Source organism: Bacteroides mediterraneensis, from assembly GCF_025993685.1.
Classification (GTDB): domain Bacteria; phylum Bacteroidota; class Bacteroidia; order Bacteroidales; family Bacteroidaceae; genus Phocaeicola; species Phocaeicola mediterraneensis_A.
Genome location: NZ_DAJPEN010000001.1, coordinates 4028530 through 4045521, shown reverse-complemented (window position 1 = coordinate 4045521; position 16992 = coordinate 4028530). Strand labels below are relative to the sequence as shown.

The window sequence follows — 16992 nt, the reverse complement described above, 5'->3', positions numbered from 1 at the left end:
TCACGCAGATTTCTTTGGCCCGTCCATGGAGGTCTGCGTGGTTTGTTCCATTACATCCAAGAAACGAGCATGCCCGAACACTCTTTAAAAGAAAAAACCGCCAAAGGACTACTTTGGGGAGGTATCAACAACGGAGCCATGCAGGTACTGAACCTGGCCTTCGGCATCGTGACAGCCCGCATTCTGAACGACAGCGACTACGGAATGGTGGGCATGCTGAGCATTTTCTCCCTGATTGCCGGCTCTTTGCAGGAAAGCGGATTCACCGCGGCTTTGGTCAACAAGAAAGAGATTACGCACCAGGATTACAACGCGGTATTCTGGTTCTGCAGCGGACTGAGCCTGACTCTCTACCTGATTCTGGCCGGATGTGCCCCGCTTATCGCCGATTTTTACCACAACGATGCACTGGTTCCCTTGGCGCGTTACTCGTTCCTGGGCTTCTTCATTGCCAGCTTGGGGATTCCACATAGTGCTTATCTCTTCCGCAACCTGATGGTGAAACAGAAAGCCTTGTCGAGCATCATTGCCCTGCTGGTATCCGGTACCACCGGTGTCACCATGGCCCTGCTGGGCTATTCTTACTGGGGAATTGCCACGCAAAGCATTGTCTACGTGGCGGTCATCAACCTGTGCTACCTGTATTTCTCGCCCTGGCGACCGACGTTCAATTTTGATTTCAGTCCCCTGAGAAGCATGGTCGGCTTCAGCAGCAAACTCCTGCTGACCAATATTTTCAACCACATCAACAACAACCTGTTCTCCATCATCTTAGGACGTTACTACTCTGAACGAGAGGTAGGACAGTTCAATCAGGCCAACAAATGGAACCTGATGGGGCACTCCTTGATTACGGGTATGGTGAGCAGTGTGGCCCTTCCTGTACTGCGCCAGGTGGCCGACGACTCTGAACGCCAGTGCCGTGTGTTCCGCAAGATGCTCCGCTTTACGGCCTTCATCTCTTTCCCGGTGATGCTGGGCCTGTCCCTCATCGCCCCGGAGATGATAACCCTGACCATCGGCAGCAAATGGCTGCCCAGTGCCCACATCCTGCAACTGTTGGCCATAGGGGGGGCCTTCCTGCCAGTGACCAACCTCTACACCAACCTGCTCATCAGCAAGGGAAAATCCAACCTCTTCATGTGGAACACCATCGCACAGGGCACCAGCCAGCTCGTGGTGATGTACCTGCTCTATCCATACGGCATCCACCGCATGATTCTGGTATATATCGCCATCAATGTGGGGTGGCTGCTGGTATGGCACTATTTCGTGTGGAGGGAAATCAGGCTCAGCCTCTTCCATGCCGTGAAAGATGTCTGTTCGTTCGGCCTCATCGCCGCCCTGATCATGGGAGGTGTCTATTTCCTGACCCGTTCCATCGAGAACATTTATTGGCTGGTGACCCTGAAAATCCTCTCTGCCGGAATACTGTATCCGCTCATTATCTGGCTCAGCGGTTCCGTTACCTTCAAAGAAAGCCTGAACTACTTGCTCAAAAAGAAAAGCTAAATGAAAACTGTATCCATCGTACTCTGCTCCTACAACGGCGAACGCTTCCTGAAAACACAGCTGGACAGCATCGTCTGCCAGACTTATCCCATCCACGAACTGATTATTCAGGACGATGGGTCTACCGACCATACGTTGGACATCGCCCGGGAATATGCCGCGCAATATCCTTTTATCCGGATTGAACAGCATCCGCAAAACCTCGGCTTCAACCGTAACTTTGAGAATGCACTGAAAAAGGCCACCGGAGATTTCATCGCCATTGCCGACCAGGACGATATCTGGTACCCGGAAAAAATCGCCAAACAGGTACAAGCCATCGGTACGCACGACCTCTGCATTTCCGGCTATCACACCGACCCCACTTATCAGGAAGGGCAAATGAAAAAAACAGTCATTCCCCGCCACAACCTGGAATACCTGCTGTTTTACGACAGTACCCCCGGACACAGTATGCTGCTGACCCGTGACTTCATCCGGCAGGTTTTTACGGAATGGGACGAGCACATCCTCTACGACTGGTGGCTGAGCGTCAATGCCCAACTGGGAAAAGGCATCGCCTGCGTAAACGAGCCCCTTAACTGGCACCGCCCGCACCAAGGCTCCGCCATCAACCGGCTTAACGCGCAATATGCAGCTTATCTGGTGAAGAAACCGACCTGGCAACCCTATGTCTATGGTTTCCGCAAGTTCCGTGAGCAACAGCGACTGACCACCTGGCAGTTTTTCTACGGCTACATCCACCGGCATACCAGTAAGGACAAGCACACCCTGGCCTATCAACTCAGTGGCCTCTTGCTGAAAAGAGATCCAATCAGCCTGTGCCGTCTGTGTCTGCTTTGCATGCGGTTCAAACACCTGATTTACTTCTATCCACAGCAGAAAGGAGTACTCAGTTACGTAAGGAGTTTCTGCTATCCGATGATACGGGCCTACGGGAATACTTATTTTTACCTTTAAATTGGAGAGGTGAGCAAGATTTCGTATTTTTGTCACAATTTATCGTCCATACACGCATGAAAAAGAACATTGCAGTCATATTAGCCGGAGGGGTAGGAAGCCGACTGGGACTTTCCACTCCCAAACAATTCTTCAAGGTGGCCGGAAAGATGGTCGTGGAACACACGGTAGACGCCTTCGAACGCAATCCCCACATCGACGAGATTGCCATCGTCTCCAACCCGTTCTATATTTCTGAATTTGAGAACATCGTCATCAAAAACGGATGGAAGAAAATCAAGAAAATCCTCAAAGGAGGAAAAGAACGGTACGATTCCAGCCTTTCTGCCATTGAAGCCTACGCCGACAGTGATGTCAACCTGATTTTTCATGACGCCGTACGCCCGCTCATCAGCCAGCGCATCCTCAACGACGTGATTGAAGCGCTCGACAAATATGAGGCGATTGACGTGGCCCTGCCTTCTGCCGATACCATCATCGAGGTGGAAGACGATTTCATCTGCCAGATTCCAGACCGTTCCCGACTGAGACGCGGACAGACTCCGCAGGCTTTTGCTATCGACACCATCCGGAAGGCCTACCAGATTGCGCTGAAAGACCCGAACTTCAAAGTGACGGACGACTGTGGCGTAGTGAAGAAATATCTGCCGGAAGTACCCATCTACGTGGTACAAGGGGAAGAAAGCAACATGAAGCTGACCTACAAGGAGGATACGTATCTGCTCGACAAGTTCTTCCAGCTCCGGAAAAGTGAGCTGAACCACGAACCAATTCAAGAAGAGACTTTCCGCGACAAAGTGGCTGTCATCTTCGGAGGAAGCTATGGTATCGGCGCTGAGACCGCCCGCATGCTGCAGGAAAAAGGCGGAAAGGTGTACTGTTTCTCCCGCAGCCTCAACCATACGGATGTAGGTAACCGACAGGCAGTGAAGGAAGCCTTGGAATCGGTCTACCAGAAAGAGAAACGCATTGATTTCGTAGTCAATACGGCCGGTGTACTCAACAAAGAACCGTTGATTTCCACCTCTTACGAGACCATCCAGTCGGCTGTACAGACCAACTACATGGGTACGGTCAACGTGGCCCTGGAAGCCTTCCCCTACCTGAAAGAGACCAAGGGACAACTGATTTTCTTCACATCCAGCTCTTACACCCGTGGACGGGCTTTCTACAGCATCTATTCGTCGACAAAGGCGGCCATCGTGAACTTTGTACAGGCCATTGCCCAAGAATGGGAAAGTTTCGGTATCCATATCAACTGTATCAACCCGGAACGGACCAAGACCCCGATGCGGGTACATAACTTCGGCATTGAACCGGAAGACAGTCTGCTATCGGCAGAGAAAGTGGCCGAAGCCACCCTGAGAACCTTAGCCTCCGACTATACCGGACAAGTGATTGACGTAAAACGGGAAACATTATGAACAATCCGTTCCTGACTGAATATGTAAAGCAAAACCTGAGAGTTTGCCAATTAAAGCAGCTCTCCATCCTGGAAGAAGTAGACCGCATCTGCCGGAAGCACCGGATTGACTACTGGCTGGATGGCGGCAGCCTGCTGGGAGCCATCCGTCACGGAGGATTCATCCCCTGGGACGACGACATCGACATCGCCATGACCTTGGAAGGGCTGAAAGAGTTTATCCGCGTAGCCCCTCAGGAACTGCGCGAAGGACTCTTCCTGCAAACTTCGGAAAGCGACCCTACCCACAAGGAACCGATTGTCAAGGTGCGCGACCTGAACTCGCTGTACATCGAAAGCGGAGATAACATGCAGGCCCCCTACCAGAAGGGACTGTACATCGACATCTTCCCCTTTATTGATTATCCCAGCGTACCGAAATCGTGGGTAAAAAAACTGACCAAAGGCATTTCTACCAGCTACTCCATCCTGCACAAGGCGCACTACTATTCCTTGCGTGCCTTTGCCGAATACTTCTGGTTTCATGCCAAATACGGTCTCTATCGGACCCTCTGGGGATTGCTCAACCTTCTTTATCCCAAAGATACCTACATGTCCAATATCCTTATCAACAACGGATACGGCATCATGCACCGCAAAGACTCCATCTTCCCGCTGGGCCGCATGACCTTTGAAGGAAAAGAATTTCCGGCTCCGCACAACCCGGACGCCTACCTGAAAGACCTCTACAAGAATTATATGGAAATCCCGCCAGAGGATAAACGCAAGATACATGCCATTTATGTACATCCGGAACTTATAAACCATGGAAACAACAAATAAACTCATACATAGCAATCCGGCCCTTGTTGATGTGGCCGTATTGATTCTGTTTTTCAACCGCCCTGAACCTCTGTCTGCCGTATTCGAACAAGTTAAAAAGGCCCGTCCTTCCAAGCTGTTCCTCTATCAGGATGGCCCAAGAGGAGAAAAAGATATGCCCGGCATTTTGGCTTGCCGAAAGATAGTCGATGAAATAGACTGGGAATGTGAAGTGCATCAATGGTACCAGGAAAAGAATTTTGGTTGTGACCCATCTGAATATCTTTCTCAAAAATGGGCCTTTTCCATTGTCGAGAAATGCATTGTACTTGAAGACGATGACATTCCTTCACTCTCCTTTTTCCCATTCTGCAAAGAACTGCTGGACAAATATGAGCATGACACACGTATCAGTATGATTACGGGAATAAACTACGATGAAATCAGTAAAGACATGCCGTACGATTATTTCTTTGCTACGACTTTCTCCATCTCAGGATGGGCCAGCTGGCGTCGTGTCATCGACCAATGGGATGAACACTATAGTTTCCTGGACGATGCTTTCAACCTGCAACAACTGGAAGAATACATCAAAGAAAGAAAATACCAGAAAGAATTTATCGAGTTTTGCCGTCACCATCGGGAAAGCGGGAAAGCTTATTATGAAACAATCTTTCATGCAGCCATATTCTTTAATTCCGGCCTGAGCATTGTCCCGTCCAGGAACATGATTAATAACCTGGGAGCTACCGCCGGTTCCACTCACTTTGGCGGAAGCAACGACTTGCTCCCAAGAGGATATCGCCGCATTTTTACCATGCAGCGCCATGAACTGAACTTCCCGCTGAAACACCCGCGTTATGTCATTGAGAATGTGGGCTACAAAAATCGGATGTTCCGCATCATGGCCTGGGGACATCCGTGGATTAAAATCGGACGCTCGTTCGAAGAGCTCTACTTGAACCTATGCCACGGAAATTTCAAGAACATTGGAAAAGCATTGATCAACCGCATCAATAAATGGTTAGGACGTAACAAATGGCGTTAATACCTGAGACATGAACCCAAAACTCAATATTTATTTCTATCACACCCGTCTCACACGGGAAAGTTATGAAGAATGGAAAGACTTCCGCTTTCCCGGACATATTCTGTATGGCTTGCCTTTGCTGGAAAACTACGGCATCCAGTCGGTCATGCACCGTTATAAAGCCTTTTCCAGCCGATGGAAACTGATGCTCTATGCTACCAAAGAAATTCTTTTCTGCAAAGAGAAATATGAGGTGCTTTACGGCACCTCTTTCCGGGGTTTGGAACTGATAATCTTCTTACGAGCCCTCGGCCTGTATCGGAAACCCATTGTGATATGGCATCACACCGCTTTGCGCAAGTCACCTCATCGGCTGAAAGAAGCCATCTCCCGTTTCTTCTACCGGGGCATCGACCACATGTTCCTCTTCAGCCGGAAACTGATTCAAGATTCCATCGCCACCCACAAAGTGCCGGAACATAAGCTGGAGCTGATTCACTGGGGGCCGGATCTGGCTTTCTACGACCACCTGCTCAAAGAACTTCCCCCACAACCACGGGAAGGCTACATCTCGACCGGAAAGGAAAACCGCGACCTGAAAACCATGCTGGAAGCTTTCTCACAGACGGAGGAAGACCTGGAGGTCTTCATTGCGGAAGAATGTGGCTATCTCAATTACAAACAGATAGCCGACAGCCTGACACTGACCGACAACATCCACATCCACTACACCGAAGGAGTCATCCCTTACGAGCTGGCAAAGAAAGTGGCCCGGAAAAAAGCCATTGTCATCTGCTGTCTGGACTTTCCTTATACCGTAGGACTCACCACCTTAGTGGAAGCATACGCACTGGGCATCCCGGTCATCTGCTCAAAGAATCCCAACTTCGAGATTGACATTGAAAAAGAAGGAATCGGCATTGCGGTGGAATATGGTGATGTGGAAGGCTGGGTAAAAGCCATCCGTTACCTGCATACCCATCCGGAAGATGCAGAACGAATGGGAAGAAATGCCCGGAAATTAGGAGAAGAACGATTTAATTTGGCTCTATTCAGTAAGGAAATTGCCGAAAGACTGTTGCACATAAGTGCAAAAAACTCCTAACTTTGCAGAAAATTTGAACGACACGCCATGAGAGTACTTATCATCAATACTGCTGAACGCATAGGAGGTGCCGCCATTGCGGCCAACCGGCTGATGGAAGCCCTGAAAAACAACGGGATAAAAGCCAAAATGCTGGTCCGCAACAAACAGACCGACCAGGTAACCGTTGTCTCACTCAAGAAATCATGGCGTAGAATCTGGCAATTCACGTGGGAACGCATTGTCATCTGGGCAGCCAACGGTTTCAAGCGCCACAACCTGTTCGCTGTCGACATCGCCAACACGGGCACGGACATCACTTCCCTACCCGAATTTCGCCAGGCCGATGTCATCCACCTGCACTGGATCAATCAGGGGATGCTTTCTTTAAAGGACATACAACGTATCCTTTCTTCGGGCAAGCCCGTAGTATGGACGCTGCACGACATGTGGCCTTTTACCGGCATTTGCCACTATTCAGGAGAATGTGAGAAATACACCACGGAATGCCACAACTGCCCGCTCCTGCTGAAACCTCACCGCCATGACTTGTCGGAAAAGACCTTCCGCAAGAAACAAAAACTGTATGCCACAGCCCCCATCACGTTCATCGCCTGCAGCCGGTGGCTGGAAGCCATGGCCCGGAAAAGTTCCTTGCTCCAGGGGCACGCCATCACCAATATCCCTAATGCCATCAATACCAATCTGTTCAAGCCACGGGCCAAGAAATTCGCGCGTGAAAAGCTGCATCTTCCCACCGACAAAAAGCTGTTGTTGTTCGGTTCCATGAAAATCACCGACAAACGGAAAGGCATCGATTACCTGATAGAAGCCTGCAAACTGCTGTCCCGACAAGAGCCTGAACTCAGTCGGCAATTAGGCGTAGTGGTGCTGGGAAGCCAAGCCGAACAGTGCAAGTCACTCTTCCCCTTCCCCATCTACCCGATGAACTACGTCAGCAACGAAAAGGAGCTGGTGGATATCTATAATGCCGTCGACCTCTACGTGACCCCTTCACTGCAAGACAACCTGCCCAACACCATTGTGGAAGCAATGGCCTGCGGTATTCCTTGTGTAGGCTTCAATGTAGGAGGTATCCCTCAAATGATTGACCACCTTCACAATGGTTATGTAGCCCGATACAAATCGGCTGAGGATTTGGCCAATGGCATCTGCTGGACTCTCACCGAAGGTGACTACGATACGTTGAGTTCTGAAGCCTACCGTAAAGCAGTAACCACGTATTCTGAAATGACGGTGGCCAACCAGTACATTCAAATATACAACCACATTACCGGAAAAAATGCATAATTTTCACCACTTACATCCCAAGTTCTCTATCATTACCGTCACTTACAATGCCGGAGCCGTATTGGAAGATACCATTCAAAGTGTCATCACGCAAACGTACAAGAATGTGGAATACATCATCGTGGACGGAGGGTCGAAAGACCGTACGCTACAGATTGTCGACCAGTACAAGGAGCACATACACACGGTGGTGAGCGAACCGGACAAAGGACTGTATGACGCCATGAACAAAGGTATCAGGCTGGCTACCGGCGATTACCTTTGTTTCCTGAATGCCGGCGATGAGCTGCACGAAGACGATACCCTCCAGCTCATGGTGCATTCTCTTACGGAATCAACCCTGCCGGATGTGCTATATGGCGACACGGCCATCGTGGACGAAGAAGGACACTTTCTGCACATGCGCCGTCTCAGTCCCCCCGAAAACCTGAACTGGAAAAGCTTCAAGGAAGGCATGCTGGTCTGCCATCAGGCTTTCTTTGCCCGCCGTGACCTGGTAGAACCCTACGACCTGCACTACCGTTTCTCGGCCGACTTTGACTGGTGCATCCGAATCATGAAAAAAAGCAAGGTGCTCCATCACACTCACCTCATACTCATTGATTACCTGAATGAAGGAATGACCACCCGCAACCATAAGGCATCCCTGAAAGAACGCTTCCACATCATGTGCAAGCACTATGGAGTGGTATCTACCGTCATGCGCCATGCCTGGTTCGTCGTCCGGGCCCTAAAAAACAAGAAACGTCCTGTTTCCAATGCATAAGCATTTTCCACAGGACGTTTTATCTTCTCAAAGTAATTTTCCTTTATTCTTTTTTCTGCTTTCTCCAAGCCAATACCACAGCTACGACGATTGCCAGCAACAGGATTCCCAGTGCCACAAAAGCAACCGTTTCCGTCACATGCAGTGATTTCGGGTCGAACGTAAATTCTACCACATGCTTTCCTGCCGGCACGTTCATCGCACGCAGAATGTAATCTGCACGGCCATGAGGTACTTCTTTTCCATCAATGAACGAACGCCAGCCCGGATAATAGATTTCGGCAAAGACCACGGTTCCTCCTTTCGGTGAATTGACTTCATATTTCAGGGCGTTCGGCTCATAATTCTTCAACACAATCGAATTCAAACTATCGGCTCCCGCAGACGCCTTCACCTCATTCTGGAACTTCTTGTCGACCACGGCCACCGTTGCCGGATTGACGTGATGCAAGGCCTCTATTTCCTCATTGGCATTGTTCACGTATTGCACCTTCTCCACAAACCAAGCATTGCCTAACGCATGCGGATTGAATACCGGAATGGTCTTGCCCTGCTGCAGCGGGATGATGAAATAGCGCGTGTTCAGCATGTTCAGCACCGGTGTCAGCGTATCGCCCACCTGACTCAAATCGGCATTTACTGCCGGCAACGTCTTAAACAAAGAAGTAATCTCACCTTGGATATGTTCGTCAATCATCTCCTGATAACGACGAAGCTTGGCGGCATGATATCCACCAATACTCTTGTGCCAGTAGGCCGTATTGTTTTCATTGAACGTATTGACGGACAAGTTCAACACACGGTAGTCCAACGATTTGTCTTGTAGAATCTCCCGGTCAGTTTCCGACGGCTCCAGGAATGGCTGCATCTCCGTGCCTTTTGCCACGAACTGTTCATCGTACAGATAGCGTTTGTTGACGCTCCACATATCCACCAGACACAGCAAAGCCAGCAAGCCCACCAGCAGTTTGGCCTTCAATTTCCCGGCACAATACGCCCACAACAGCACTGCCCCTATCAATACCACAAAGAAACTGCGCCATGCGTCGGACGTAAAAATGGATTTACGCACCTCTTCCAGATTGACCAGAATCGGAGCCAGCTGGTCGGCCGGAATGGCATTCTGCAACGCGTTCATTTCGGCAGAAGAGACATACGACGGGAAGAAGAAGCTCGGCGCCAATGCAAACAGCAAAGACAGGCCGCCCGTCAACACAAAAGTAATGTAAAAGGCTTTGCGCGATTCATTCCACAATTGCGGACGCTCTACCACTTCTTTCAATGCCATAATGGCCAGCAAAGGAATGGTAAACTCTGCAATAACCAGAATGGAAGATACCGCACGGAACTTGCTGTACATCGGGATATAGTCGATAAAGAAATCCGTCAGCCCCATGAAGTTATGTCCCCAGGAGAGCAAGATGGAGAACGCGGTACCGACTACTAATGCCCATTTCATCGGACCCTTCACAATGAACAGCCCCAGAATGAAAAGGAACATCACGAAGGCACCCACATACACCGGTCCGGAAGTACCGGGCTGTTCACCCCAATATTGTCCCAGCTGGCTATACAACCCCATGTAATTCGGGTCGGCCTTCTCCATGGCCTTTTCATTGTTTGCCAACGGTACGGAAGCACCTCCTTTCACATTGGGTACCAGCAAGGAGAAAGTTTCCCCGATTCCATAACTCCACTGGGTGATATAGCTTCTTTCCAATCCGCTGCTTGTCTGGTCCGGATTGTTTTCTCTCACCAGTTCGCTCTTGCCACGCATGGTCTCCTTGCTGTATTCATACGTGTGATACAGGTTCGACAAGTTCACGCAGACCCCTACCAGACCCGCTACAACCAAGACTACTGTCGCTTTGATAAACTGAGGCATCTTCTTTTCCCGCCATGCCATCACGCCATAGGCGATGGCCATAAACAGCATGACAAACAAGAAGTAATAACTCATCTGCGGATGGTTGGCCATAATCTGAAGCGCGACAAACAAAGCGGTCACAATACCTCCCGCCAGCAGTTTCCCCCGATAAGCCAGTACCATACCGGCAATCGTGGGCGGGATATAAGCCAAAGCCACAAACTTCCAGATATGTCCGGCCGCAATGATGATGAAGAAATAAGACGAAAAGGCCCAGAGAATGGCACCCAGTGCCGACATCCACATCTTGAAATCAAAAGCCCGCAACAGGATATAAAAGCCCAGCAGCATTACAAACACATACCACACGTAGGTCGGCAAAAAGAGGTGATACACCTTCTGAATCCAGCTCAACGTATCGGTCGAGTCGTAACTGGGCGACATCTGATAGGTAGGCATACCGCCAAAAATAGAATTGGTCCACCGGGTCCGCTCACCTGTCTTCTCCAAGTATTCACTCATCTCACGTCCCGAACCGATACCGGCCACGGCATCGTGCTGTGCCAGAATGCGTCCTTCGGTCACTGCCGGAAAGAAATAAGCAAACGAAATGATAGCAAAAAGAACGATGACTACCACGTCGGGCAGTAGTTTCTTGAACAAGTTCATATTATTCATAATTAATGTTTTCGGCAGGCAAAGATAACATAATACTGCCTGAAAAGTCGTAAATTTGCCCCTGAAAATCTTTTTTAACGCATGAAAATAGGAATCATCACCGCCATGGCTTCCGAACAGAAGCAACTGGCCAACCAACTCGAGAACAAGACTGAACGTAAAGAGGGCCCCTTCACCTACATCGAAGGCTCCATCAAGCACAATACCATCATTCTGATGCAATGCGGCATCGGGAAAGTCAATGCTGCCGCAGGTACCGTGGAACTCATCCGCACCTTCCAGCCCGACTGCATCATCAGCACCGGAGTGGCAGGAGGAATCGACAGCTGCCTGAAAATAATGGATGTGGTAGTCAGCCAGCAAATCGTGTACCACGACGTATGGTGCGGCGAAGGCAATGCCTACGGACAGATACAAGGTCTCCCGACGTTCTTCCAAGGCAACGAAACGCTCTATCAGTGTGCGCTCTCACTGGATACGGAAACAGCCATTCACGGAGGTCTTATCTGCACGGGCGACAAGTTCATCACCGACCGCAGCGAACTGGACGAAATCAAGCGTAACTTCCCCGAAGGGCTGGCTGTCGATATGGAATCAGCTTCCATCGCCCAGGTATGCTACCTCTATCAGGTGCCTTTCATCAGCTTCCGCATCATCAGTGACACTCCGGGAGCCGACAAGCATTTTGAACAGTACCTGAACTTCTGGGGGGAAATGGCCGACCGCTCCTTCCATGTGACCGAGACTTTCTTGAAAGCATTACCCAACAAACTATAACGAATCATGAAAAAGATACCAAGCTTTACCGTAGACCATATTCATCTGAAACGTGGTATTTTCGTATCCCGTAAAGATGAAGTCGGAAATGAAGTGGTCACCACTTTCGACATCCGCATGAAAGAGCCGAACCGTGAACCGGCGTTAGGCCCTGCTGCCATCCATACCATCGAACACCTGGCTGCCACTTTCCTGCGCAACCATCCGGTATGGGCCGATAAAATCATCTATTGGGGGCCGATGGGCTGCCTCACCGGAAACTACCTGGTAGTGAAAGGTGACTTGCAATCCAAAGACATTGCACCGCTGATGAACGAAACCTTCCGCTTCATTGCCGACTATGAAGGCGAAGTGCCGGGCGCCACTCCCAAAGATTGCGGCAACTATCTTATGATGAACTTGCCCATGGCGAAATGGGAAGCTGCCAAGTTCCTGCACGAAGTGCTGGAACAGCTCACCGAAGAAAACCTGAACTATCCGGCTTCCCTGTAAAATCATATTCCCTGCCCCAAAAGCCACGCAAAGGGCATCTCCTGAGGCAGGTCCAGAAAACAAAAAGCCCGGCCAGGCGCCTTTCAGACAGCCTGCCGGTGCTCTGCCAGTACTTCCTAAGCAGTACCGTAGTACTTCCTCGGCAGTACTCCAGTACTTTCAGGGGAGTACTGCAGTACTGCCTAAGGAGGATTATTCAGCTTTCAATACCACTTCCGTTCCTTTCAAAAGCGGAGAAGTCAGTTTGACCTGAATCTCTCCTTTCTGTCCCGTAGTTTGGATATAAGCCAGCAAACGGCCGTGATAAGCTCGATGACGGTTATCCGTATAATCACTCATATCACTGTTATCTGAGCCTTCCAATCCTAAAAGACGGGCGGGACCCTCAATTTCACAAGTCACTTCGTTGTCTCCCAATTTCACCACAGTGCCCTGCTCATCGACCACTTCAATCGTAACATGAGCCGTAGCTTTTTCCGGCGACAACACGTCCTTATCTACCGTAGCCCGCAGCGCGTATGGACGTCCCGAAGTCTTTATGGTATAGGTAGAAAGTACCTTCCCGCTTTCATCACAACCTTCGGCACGAAGTTCTCCATCCTGATAAGGAATGTCCCAGTAGATGATTCCGCTCTTGTCATCGTAAGGCTTCATCGGTCCGACTTCCTTTCCGTCGAGCAACAGGCGTGCCTGTGGCGCGTTGGTATAACATACTACCCGAATCAGCTGGCCCGGAGCATAGTTCCAGCTGTCCCAGGCATCCATGGAAAGCCAACCGTGTCCCGGTTTCACCGGATAAGTACCGATGTATGTCATCGGTTTGTCGCTCCACAACGAAGCCCGGAAATAACCACGCGGCTTCGCAAAACTGCCGAAGTCCAGCAAACCTGTATACAATCCACGGGACGGCCATCTTCCGGCCTCACCCAGATAATCGGTACCTGTCCACAAGAACTGTCCGAAAATAAAATCATTGTCGCGAACGGCATGCCAGGCCTCAATGCCTACTCCTGTTTCACTTCCGTAAATGATACGCTTCGGATAAGTTTTGTGGTCTTCTGCATAACGGTCTTCCGTATAATTATACCCCACCACGTCTACCGCTTCCGGGTAAGCTGTCTGGTTGGACATGATTACACCGGCCAGTGCCCCCGTAACCGGACGTGAAGTGTCTACGGCCCGCACACAAGCCGCCAGTTTCTGGGCAATCACCCCAATCCGCATGGCGTCGGGCGCGTCGGGTTTATAGCCACCGAACATCGGCTGGTTAATCTTTGCTCCATCCAATATCGGATGAGAATAAGGGTCATTGGGATAATCCACCTCATTTCCGATACTCCACAAAAAGACAGACGGATGATTCCGGTCGCGACGTACCATATCCGTCACATCCCGCTCAATCCATTCTTCAAAGAAGTCGAAAGAACCGTCATAACTGGGTTCTCCCACATTCCATCCTTTTATCCATTTTCGCTTCGGAAATTCCCATTCATCAGAAGCCTCATCCATGACCAGAAATCCCATGCGGTCACATAAATCATACAGCACCGGAGCCTGCGGATTGTGGCTCATACGAATGGCATTCGCCCCGATTGCTTTCAAGTTCTTCAAACGTCTTTCCCAAACCTCCGGCGGTACGACTGCACCCAGCACTCCGGCATCATGATGCAGACACACCCCTTTCACCTTCATCCACTGTCCGTTCAATGCGAATCCCTTGTTGGCATCAAACTGAAGTGTACGCAAGCCTACAGAACTAGAGGCGCCATCTATCCGCTTTCCATCGCAATACAGCTCAGCCTTCAATGTATAAAGATAAGGATCATCCAGGTTCCAGCGGTGCGGCTTCTTCACCTTCAACGAAAGCGTTTGCTTGGAAAGTCCTTTCTCCTTTCCAGCCACATCTTTCCGGTTTTCTGCCACAAGCTTCCCATCCGCATCATACAAGGCAGCCTTCACTTCCAGTCGGCCCTCAGCCTTTACATGCTTTTCTACTTCCAGTTCTACTGAAACGACAGCCTGCTTGTCGGTAATCGAAGTTGCATGCCAACCTAATCCCCATTGTGCCAAATGAATCTCCGGTGCCGCTACCATCCACACATCCCGGTAAATACCCGAGCCCGTGTACCAGCGGGAATCTGCATACCGGCTATGGTCTACACGCACGGCCAGCACATTGTCGCCTTCTTTCAAATACGGAGTCATATCGTACATAAAAGAAATGTATCCGTTGGGGCGCTTTCCCAGGAGATGTCCGTTCAAATACACCTCACTCCGGTTATACACACCTTCAAAATAGATATAATGACGTGCGGCCTCATCAGTCAGCTGAAAATGTTTCCGGTACCAACCTATTCCTCCCGGCAGATAGCCCGTACAGCTTGCCAGTGAAGGCGACAACTGTCCCTCGATAGACCAATCGTGTGGCAAGTCCAGCTTCCGCCATTTACTGTCATCATACGAAACAGATGCACTCAGGCTATCATCCGAAAGGCTGAACAACCAGCCATCGTTAAATTTTTTTGCCTCTCCGAAAGAGACTTGGGCATGCATCGACATACAAGAAAACAGCCCTAATAACACCATCCAAAATACCTTATTCTTCATCTTCAATTTATTGGTTCCTATTTCAGTTCATACACTACAGTAGTCACACTTTCCGCATCCAACACCACGGGGTCTCCCTCTTGCACAACTTTCTCAACCAATTGCTTGGTGCCCGAAGTGGTATACGTCTTGATGGTTTTCGGTTCTCCACCCCAATTCTGACGTGTTTCGTTCAAACGAATGCCCTTGCTCGACAAGTTCGTGTACACCGCTACAATGCAATCCTGCTGCGGTGACATCCAGGCAGAACCGAAGAAACTCATCGACTCATTCAATGTCATAGAAATCCGATGATATCCAGGACGGATAAAACGGCTGTAATTACCCAATACCCACAAAGTTGAAGTCGCATTGAAGCTTCCTTCTTCTTCCAGATTATCTATGCTTTCCTTGTCTCCGGCCCAACCTTTAGGAGTCAATGCCACCAATAAGAAACGGTTCTTCTGTCCCCATCTGGACACATCCATTGCTACCCAATAATTCCAGGAAGTAACGTTAGCCACCGTCAGGTCGTTATGAATGACTTTCGACATATACAAAGCGATATCCATTTCTGAAGCGGCATCATATCCGACAAATTCCGACGAACTATAATTATCGCCCAGCATACTCCATTCACTTTGCCACACATCTACCCCATACTGTTCGGCAGCCTGTGCCACTTTTTTACGCACGTCACGCATTCCATCCCACGTGCCATCTGTCCAATAACTATGTCCACAAATCAACTTCTCCACATGCGACAGATTACCCACATAGGCAGGAGATGAAGAAGAGAAAAAGGCCGAAAGTACATTACTGCGGTTCGCATCATCCTTCACCTTGTAAAGATACTCCCAATCTCCGGATTCTCCTAATAAAATATTAGTAGAAAGACCTTTTTGAGTCAGCTGAGCATCAAGCTCCCGAGCCAGTTTAGCCACTTCCTCATTCTTCCAGCCACTACCTTCCTGACCATTCCCATCCCAATTATACTGCGGTTCATTCACCGGAGAGATATGGCTGACCGGATATCCTTCATCCACATAATGTTTAGCGACCTCCGCCATATAAGAAGCAAAATCATCATAGCACTCTGATTTCAGGTTCGCACTGCCTCCATTTTGGGAAAATCCCTTTCCGTTCAAGGTGTACTGCACCGGAGGAGTATTACTAAACAAAACGAAATTATCAATTCCAAACTCTTTAGCCCGGCTCATGAAATACCGCTGCCCCTCACAACGCGTCCAGTCCAACGACAAGTTATCCGTCAGATAAGATTCCGCACGTCGTGATTTGTCTACAATACCACTTCCATCGCCTTGTTCTGCGCTTCCACCGCCTAAATTTACCCGCCACATGGAGAGTCCGATTCCTTTTGGCTGTCCATCCACAATTTCCGAGGAGAACAAAAGTTCAGAAATACGGTCACGGCTACTTGTCCAATATTTACCAATATACGCAGGTGTCCAACAGTCGGATGCACCAAAGCCGACCATTGTCTGAAAAGCCTGTCCCGCATTAATCGTTACATTTTTTTCCACACTGACTATTTCTTCCTGATTTTCTCCAGGATTTTCGGGAGTGTTATCACTGCATGCGGCCAGACTCAAAGCGCCCAATATGATTGCATATTTTTTCATCACTACAAAATTTTAAATAAAAATGCCATCCAGAAGAACTTAAGACATTCCTCTGAATGGCA

13 protein-coding genes are annotated in these 16992 nt (G+C 49.5%); 10 read left to right on the top strand and 3 right to left on the bottom strand.

Going from position 1 to position 16992, the window contains the following annotated elements:
- The first annotated feature begins 69 nt into the window (after window positions 1-69).
- The 8 genes from OIM59_RS17170 to OIM59_RS17135 are packed head-to-tail and all read left to right on the top strand — an operon-like array spanning window position 70 to window position 8887.
- Window positions 70-1512: a lipopolysaccharide biosynthesis protein gene (locus OIM59_RS17170; RefSeq protein WP_299169929.1), complete on the top strand. Its 1443-nt coding sequence runs from the start codon at window positions 70-72 to the stop codon at window positions 1510-1512.
- Window positions 1513-2472: a glycosyltransferase gene (locus OIM59_RS17165; protein ID WP_299169931.1), complete on the top strand. Its 960-nt coding sequence runs from the start codon at window positions 1513-1515 to the stop codon at window positions 2470-2472.
- Between the two features lie 56 nt (window positions 2473-2528).
- A complete protein-coding gene (locus OIM59_RS17160; protein ID WP_299169933.1) occupies window positions 2529-3896 on the top strand; it encodes a bifunctional cytidylyltransferase/SDR family oxidoreductase in 1368 nt (455 codons plus the stop codon).
- On the top strand, window positions 3893-4717 hold the full coding sequence (locus OIM59_RS17155) for a phosphorylcholine transferase LicD (RefSeq protein ID WP_299169935.1): 825 nt from the start codon (window positions 3893-3895) through the stop codon (window positions 4715-4717). The genes OIM59_RS17160 and OIM59_RS17155 overlap by 4 nt, the downstream gene beginning before the upstream one ends.
- Window positions 4701-5744, top strand: coding sequence for a hemolysin activation protein (locus OIM59_RS17150; RefSeq protein WP_299169937.1), 1044 nt, complete (start codon window positions 4701-4703; stop codon window positions 5742-5744). The genes OIM59_RS17155 and OIM59_RS17150 overlap by 17 nt, the downstream gene beginning before the upstream one ends.
- Before the next feature lie 10 nt (window positions 5745-5754).
- Window positions 5755-6831: a glycosyltransferase gene (locus OIM59_RS17145; protein ID WP_299169939.1), complete on the top strand. Its 1077-nt coding sequence runs from the start codon at window positions 5755-5757 to the stop codon at window positions 6829-6831.
- A gap of 27 nt (window positions 6832-6858) precedes the next feature.
- On the top strand, window positions 6859-8121 hold the full coding sequence (locus tag OIM59_RS17140) for a glycosyltransferase family 4 protein (protein ID WP_303897864.1): 1263 nt from the start codon (window positions 6859-6861) through the stop codon (window positions 8119-8121).
- Window positions 8114-8887 carry a glycosyltransferase family 2 protein gene (locus tag OIM59_RS17135; protein WP_299169943.1) on the top strand — a complete coding sequence of 258 codons (774 nt, stop codon included), beginning with the start codon at window positions 8114-8116 and terminating at the stop codon, window positions 8885-8887. The genes OIM59_RS17140 and OIM59_RS17135 overlap by 8 nt, the downstream gene beginning before the upstream one ends.
- Before the next feature lie 43 nt (window positions 8888-8930).
- On the opposite strand, the gene OIM59_RS17130 is transcribed toward OIM59_RS17135, so the two are convergent.
- Complete coding sequence (locus OIM59_RS17130; RefSeq protein WP_303898285.1) at window positions 8931-11423, bottom strand: YfhO family protein; 2493 nt, start codon at window positions 11421-11423, stop codon at window positions 8931-8933.
- 90 nt (window positions 11424-11513) lie between these two features.
- On the opposite strand from OIM59_RS17130, the gene OIM59_RS17125 reads away from it, so the two are divergent.
- Window positions 11514-12209, top strand: a complete 696-nt coding sequence (locus OIM59_RS17125; RefSeq protein WP_022354135.1) for a 5'-methylthioadenosine/adenosylhomocysteine nucleosidase — start codon at window positions 11514-11516, stop codon at window positions 12207-12209.
- 6 nt (window positions 12210-12215) lie between these two features.
- A complete protein-coding gene (locus tag OIM59_RS17120) occupies window positions 12216-12701 on the top strand; it encodes an S-ribosylhomocysteine lyase (RefSeq protein ID WP_303897863.1) in 486 nt (161 codons plus the stop codon).
- Between the two features lie 192 nt (window positions 12702-12893).
- On the opposite strand, the gene OIM59_RS17115 is transcribed toward OIM59_RS17120, so the two are convergent.
- Both OIM59_RS17115 and OIM59_RS17110 read right to left on the bottom strand, forming a co-directional pair.
- Window positions 12894-15308 (bottom strand): sugar-binding domain-containing protein, encoded by a 2415-nt coding sequence (locus tag OIM59_RS17115; protein WP_303897862.1) that lies wholly within the window; start codon window positions 15306-15308, stop codon window positions 12894-12896.
- 17 nt (window positions 15309-15325) lie between these two features.
- Window positions 15326-16930, bottom strand: a complete 1605-nt coding sequence (locus OIM59_RS17110; protein ID WP_299168118.1) for a glycoside hydrolase — start codon at window positions 16928-16930, stop codon at window positions 15326-15328.
- Window positions 16931-16992: the final 62 nt, after the last annotated feature.

Bases quoted from the DNA above. Each gene is read 5' to 3' on its own strand.
- OIM59_RS17170 (WP_299169929.1), top strand. From the start codon at position 70: ATGCCCGAACACTCTTTAAAAGAAAAAACCGCCAAAGGACTACTTTGG.
- OIM59_RS17165 (WP_299169931.1), top strand. From the start codon at position 1,513: ATGAAAACTGTATCCATCGTACTCTGCTCCTACAACGGCGAACGCTTC.
- OIM59_RS17160 (WP_299169933.1), top strand. From the start codon at position 2,529: ATGAAAAAGAACATTGCAGTCATATTAGCCGGAGGGGTAGGAAGCCGA.
- OIM59_RS17155 (WP_299169935.1), top strand. From the start codon at position 3,893: ATGAACAATCCGTTCCTGACTGAATATGTAAAGCAAAACCTGAGAGTT.
- OIM59_RS17150 (WP_299169937.1), top strand. From the start codon at position 4,701: ATGGAAACAACAAATAAACTCATACATAGCAATCCGGCCCTTGTTGAT.
- OIM59_RS17145 (WP_299169939.1), top strand. From the start codon at position 5,755: ATGAACCCAAAACTCAATATTTATTTCTATCACACCCGTCTCACACGG.
- OIM59_RS17140 (WP_303897864.1), top strand. From the start codon at position 6,859: ATGAGAGTACTTATCATCAATACTGCTGAACGCATAGGAGGTGCCGCC.
- OIM59_RS17135 (WP_299169943.1), top strand. From the start codon at position 8,114: ATGCATAATTTTCACCACTTACATCCCAAGTTCTCTATCATTACCGTC.
- OIM59_RS17130 (WP_303898285.1), bottom strand. From the start codon at position 11,423: ATGAACTTGTTCAAGAAACTACTGCCCGACGTGGTAGTCATCGTTCTT.
- OIM59_RS17125 (WP_022354135.1), top strand. From the start codon at position 11,514: ATGAAAATAGGAATCATCACCGCCATGGCTTCCGAACAGAAGCAACTG.
- OIM59_RS17120 (WP_303897863.1), top strand. From the start codon at position 12,216: ATGAAAAAGATACCAAGCTTTACCGTAGACCATATTCATCTGAAACGT.
- OIM59_RS17115 (WP_303897862.1), bottom strand. From the start codon at position 15,308: ATGAAGAATAAGGTATTTTGGATGGTGTTATTAGGGCTGTTTTCTTGT.
- OIM59_RS17110 (WP_299168118.1), bottom strand. From the start codon at position 16,930: ATGAAAAAATATGCAATCATATTGGGCGCTTTGAGTCTGGCCGCATGC.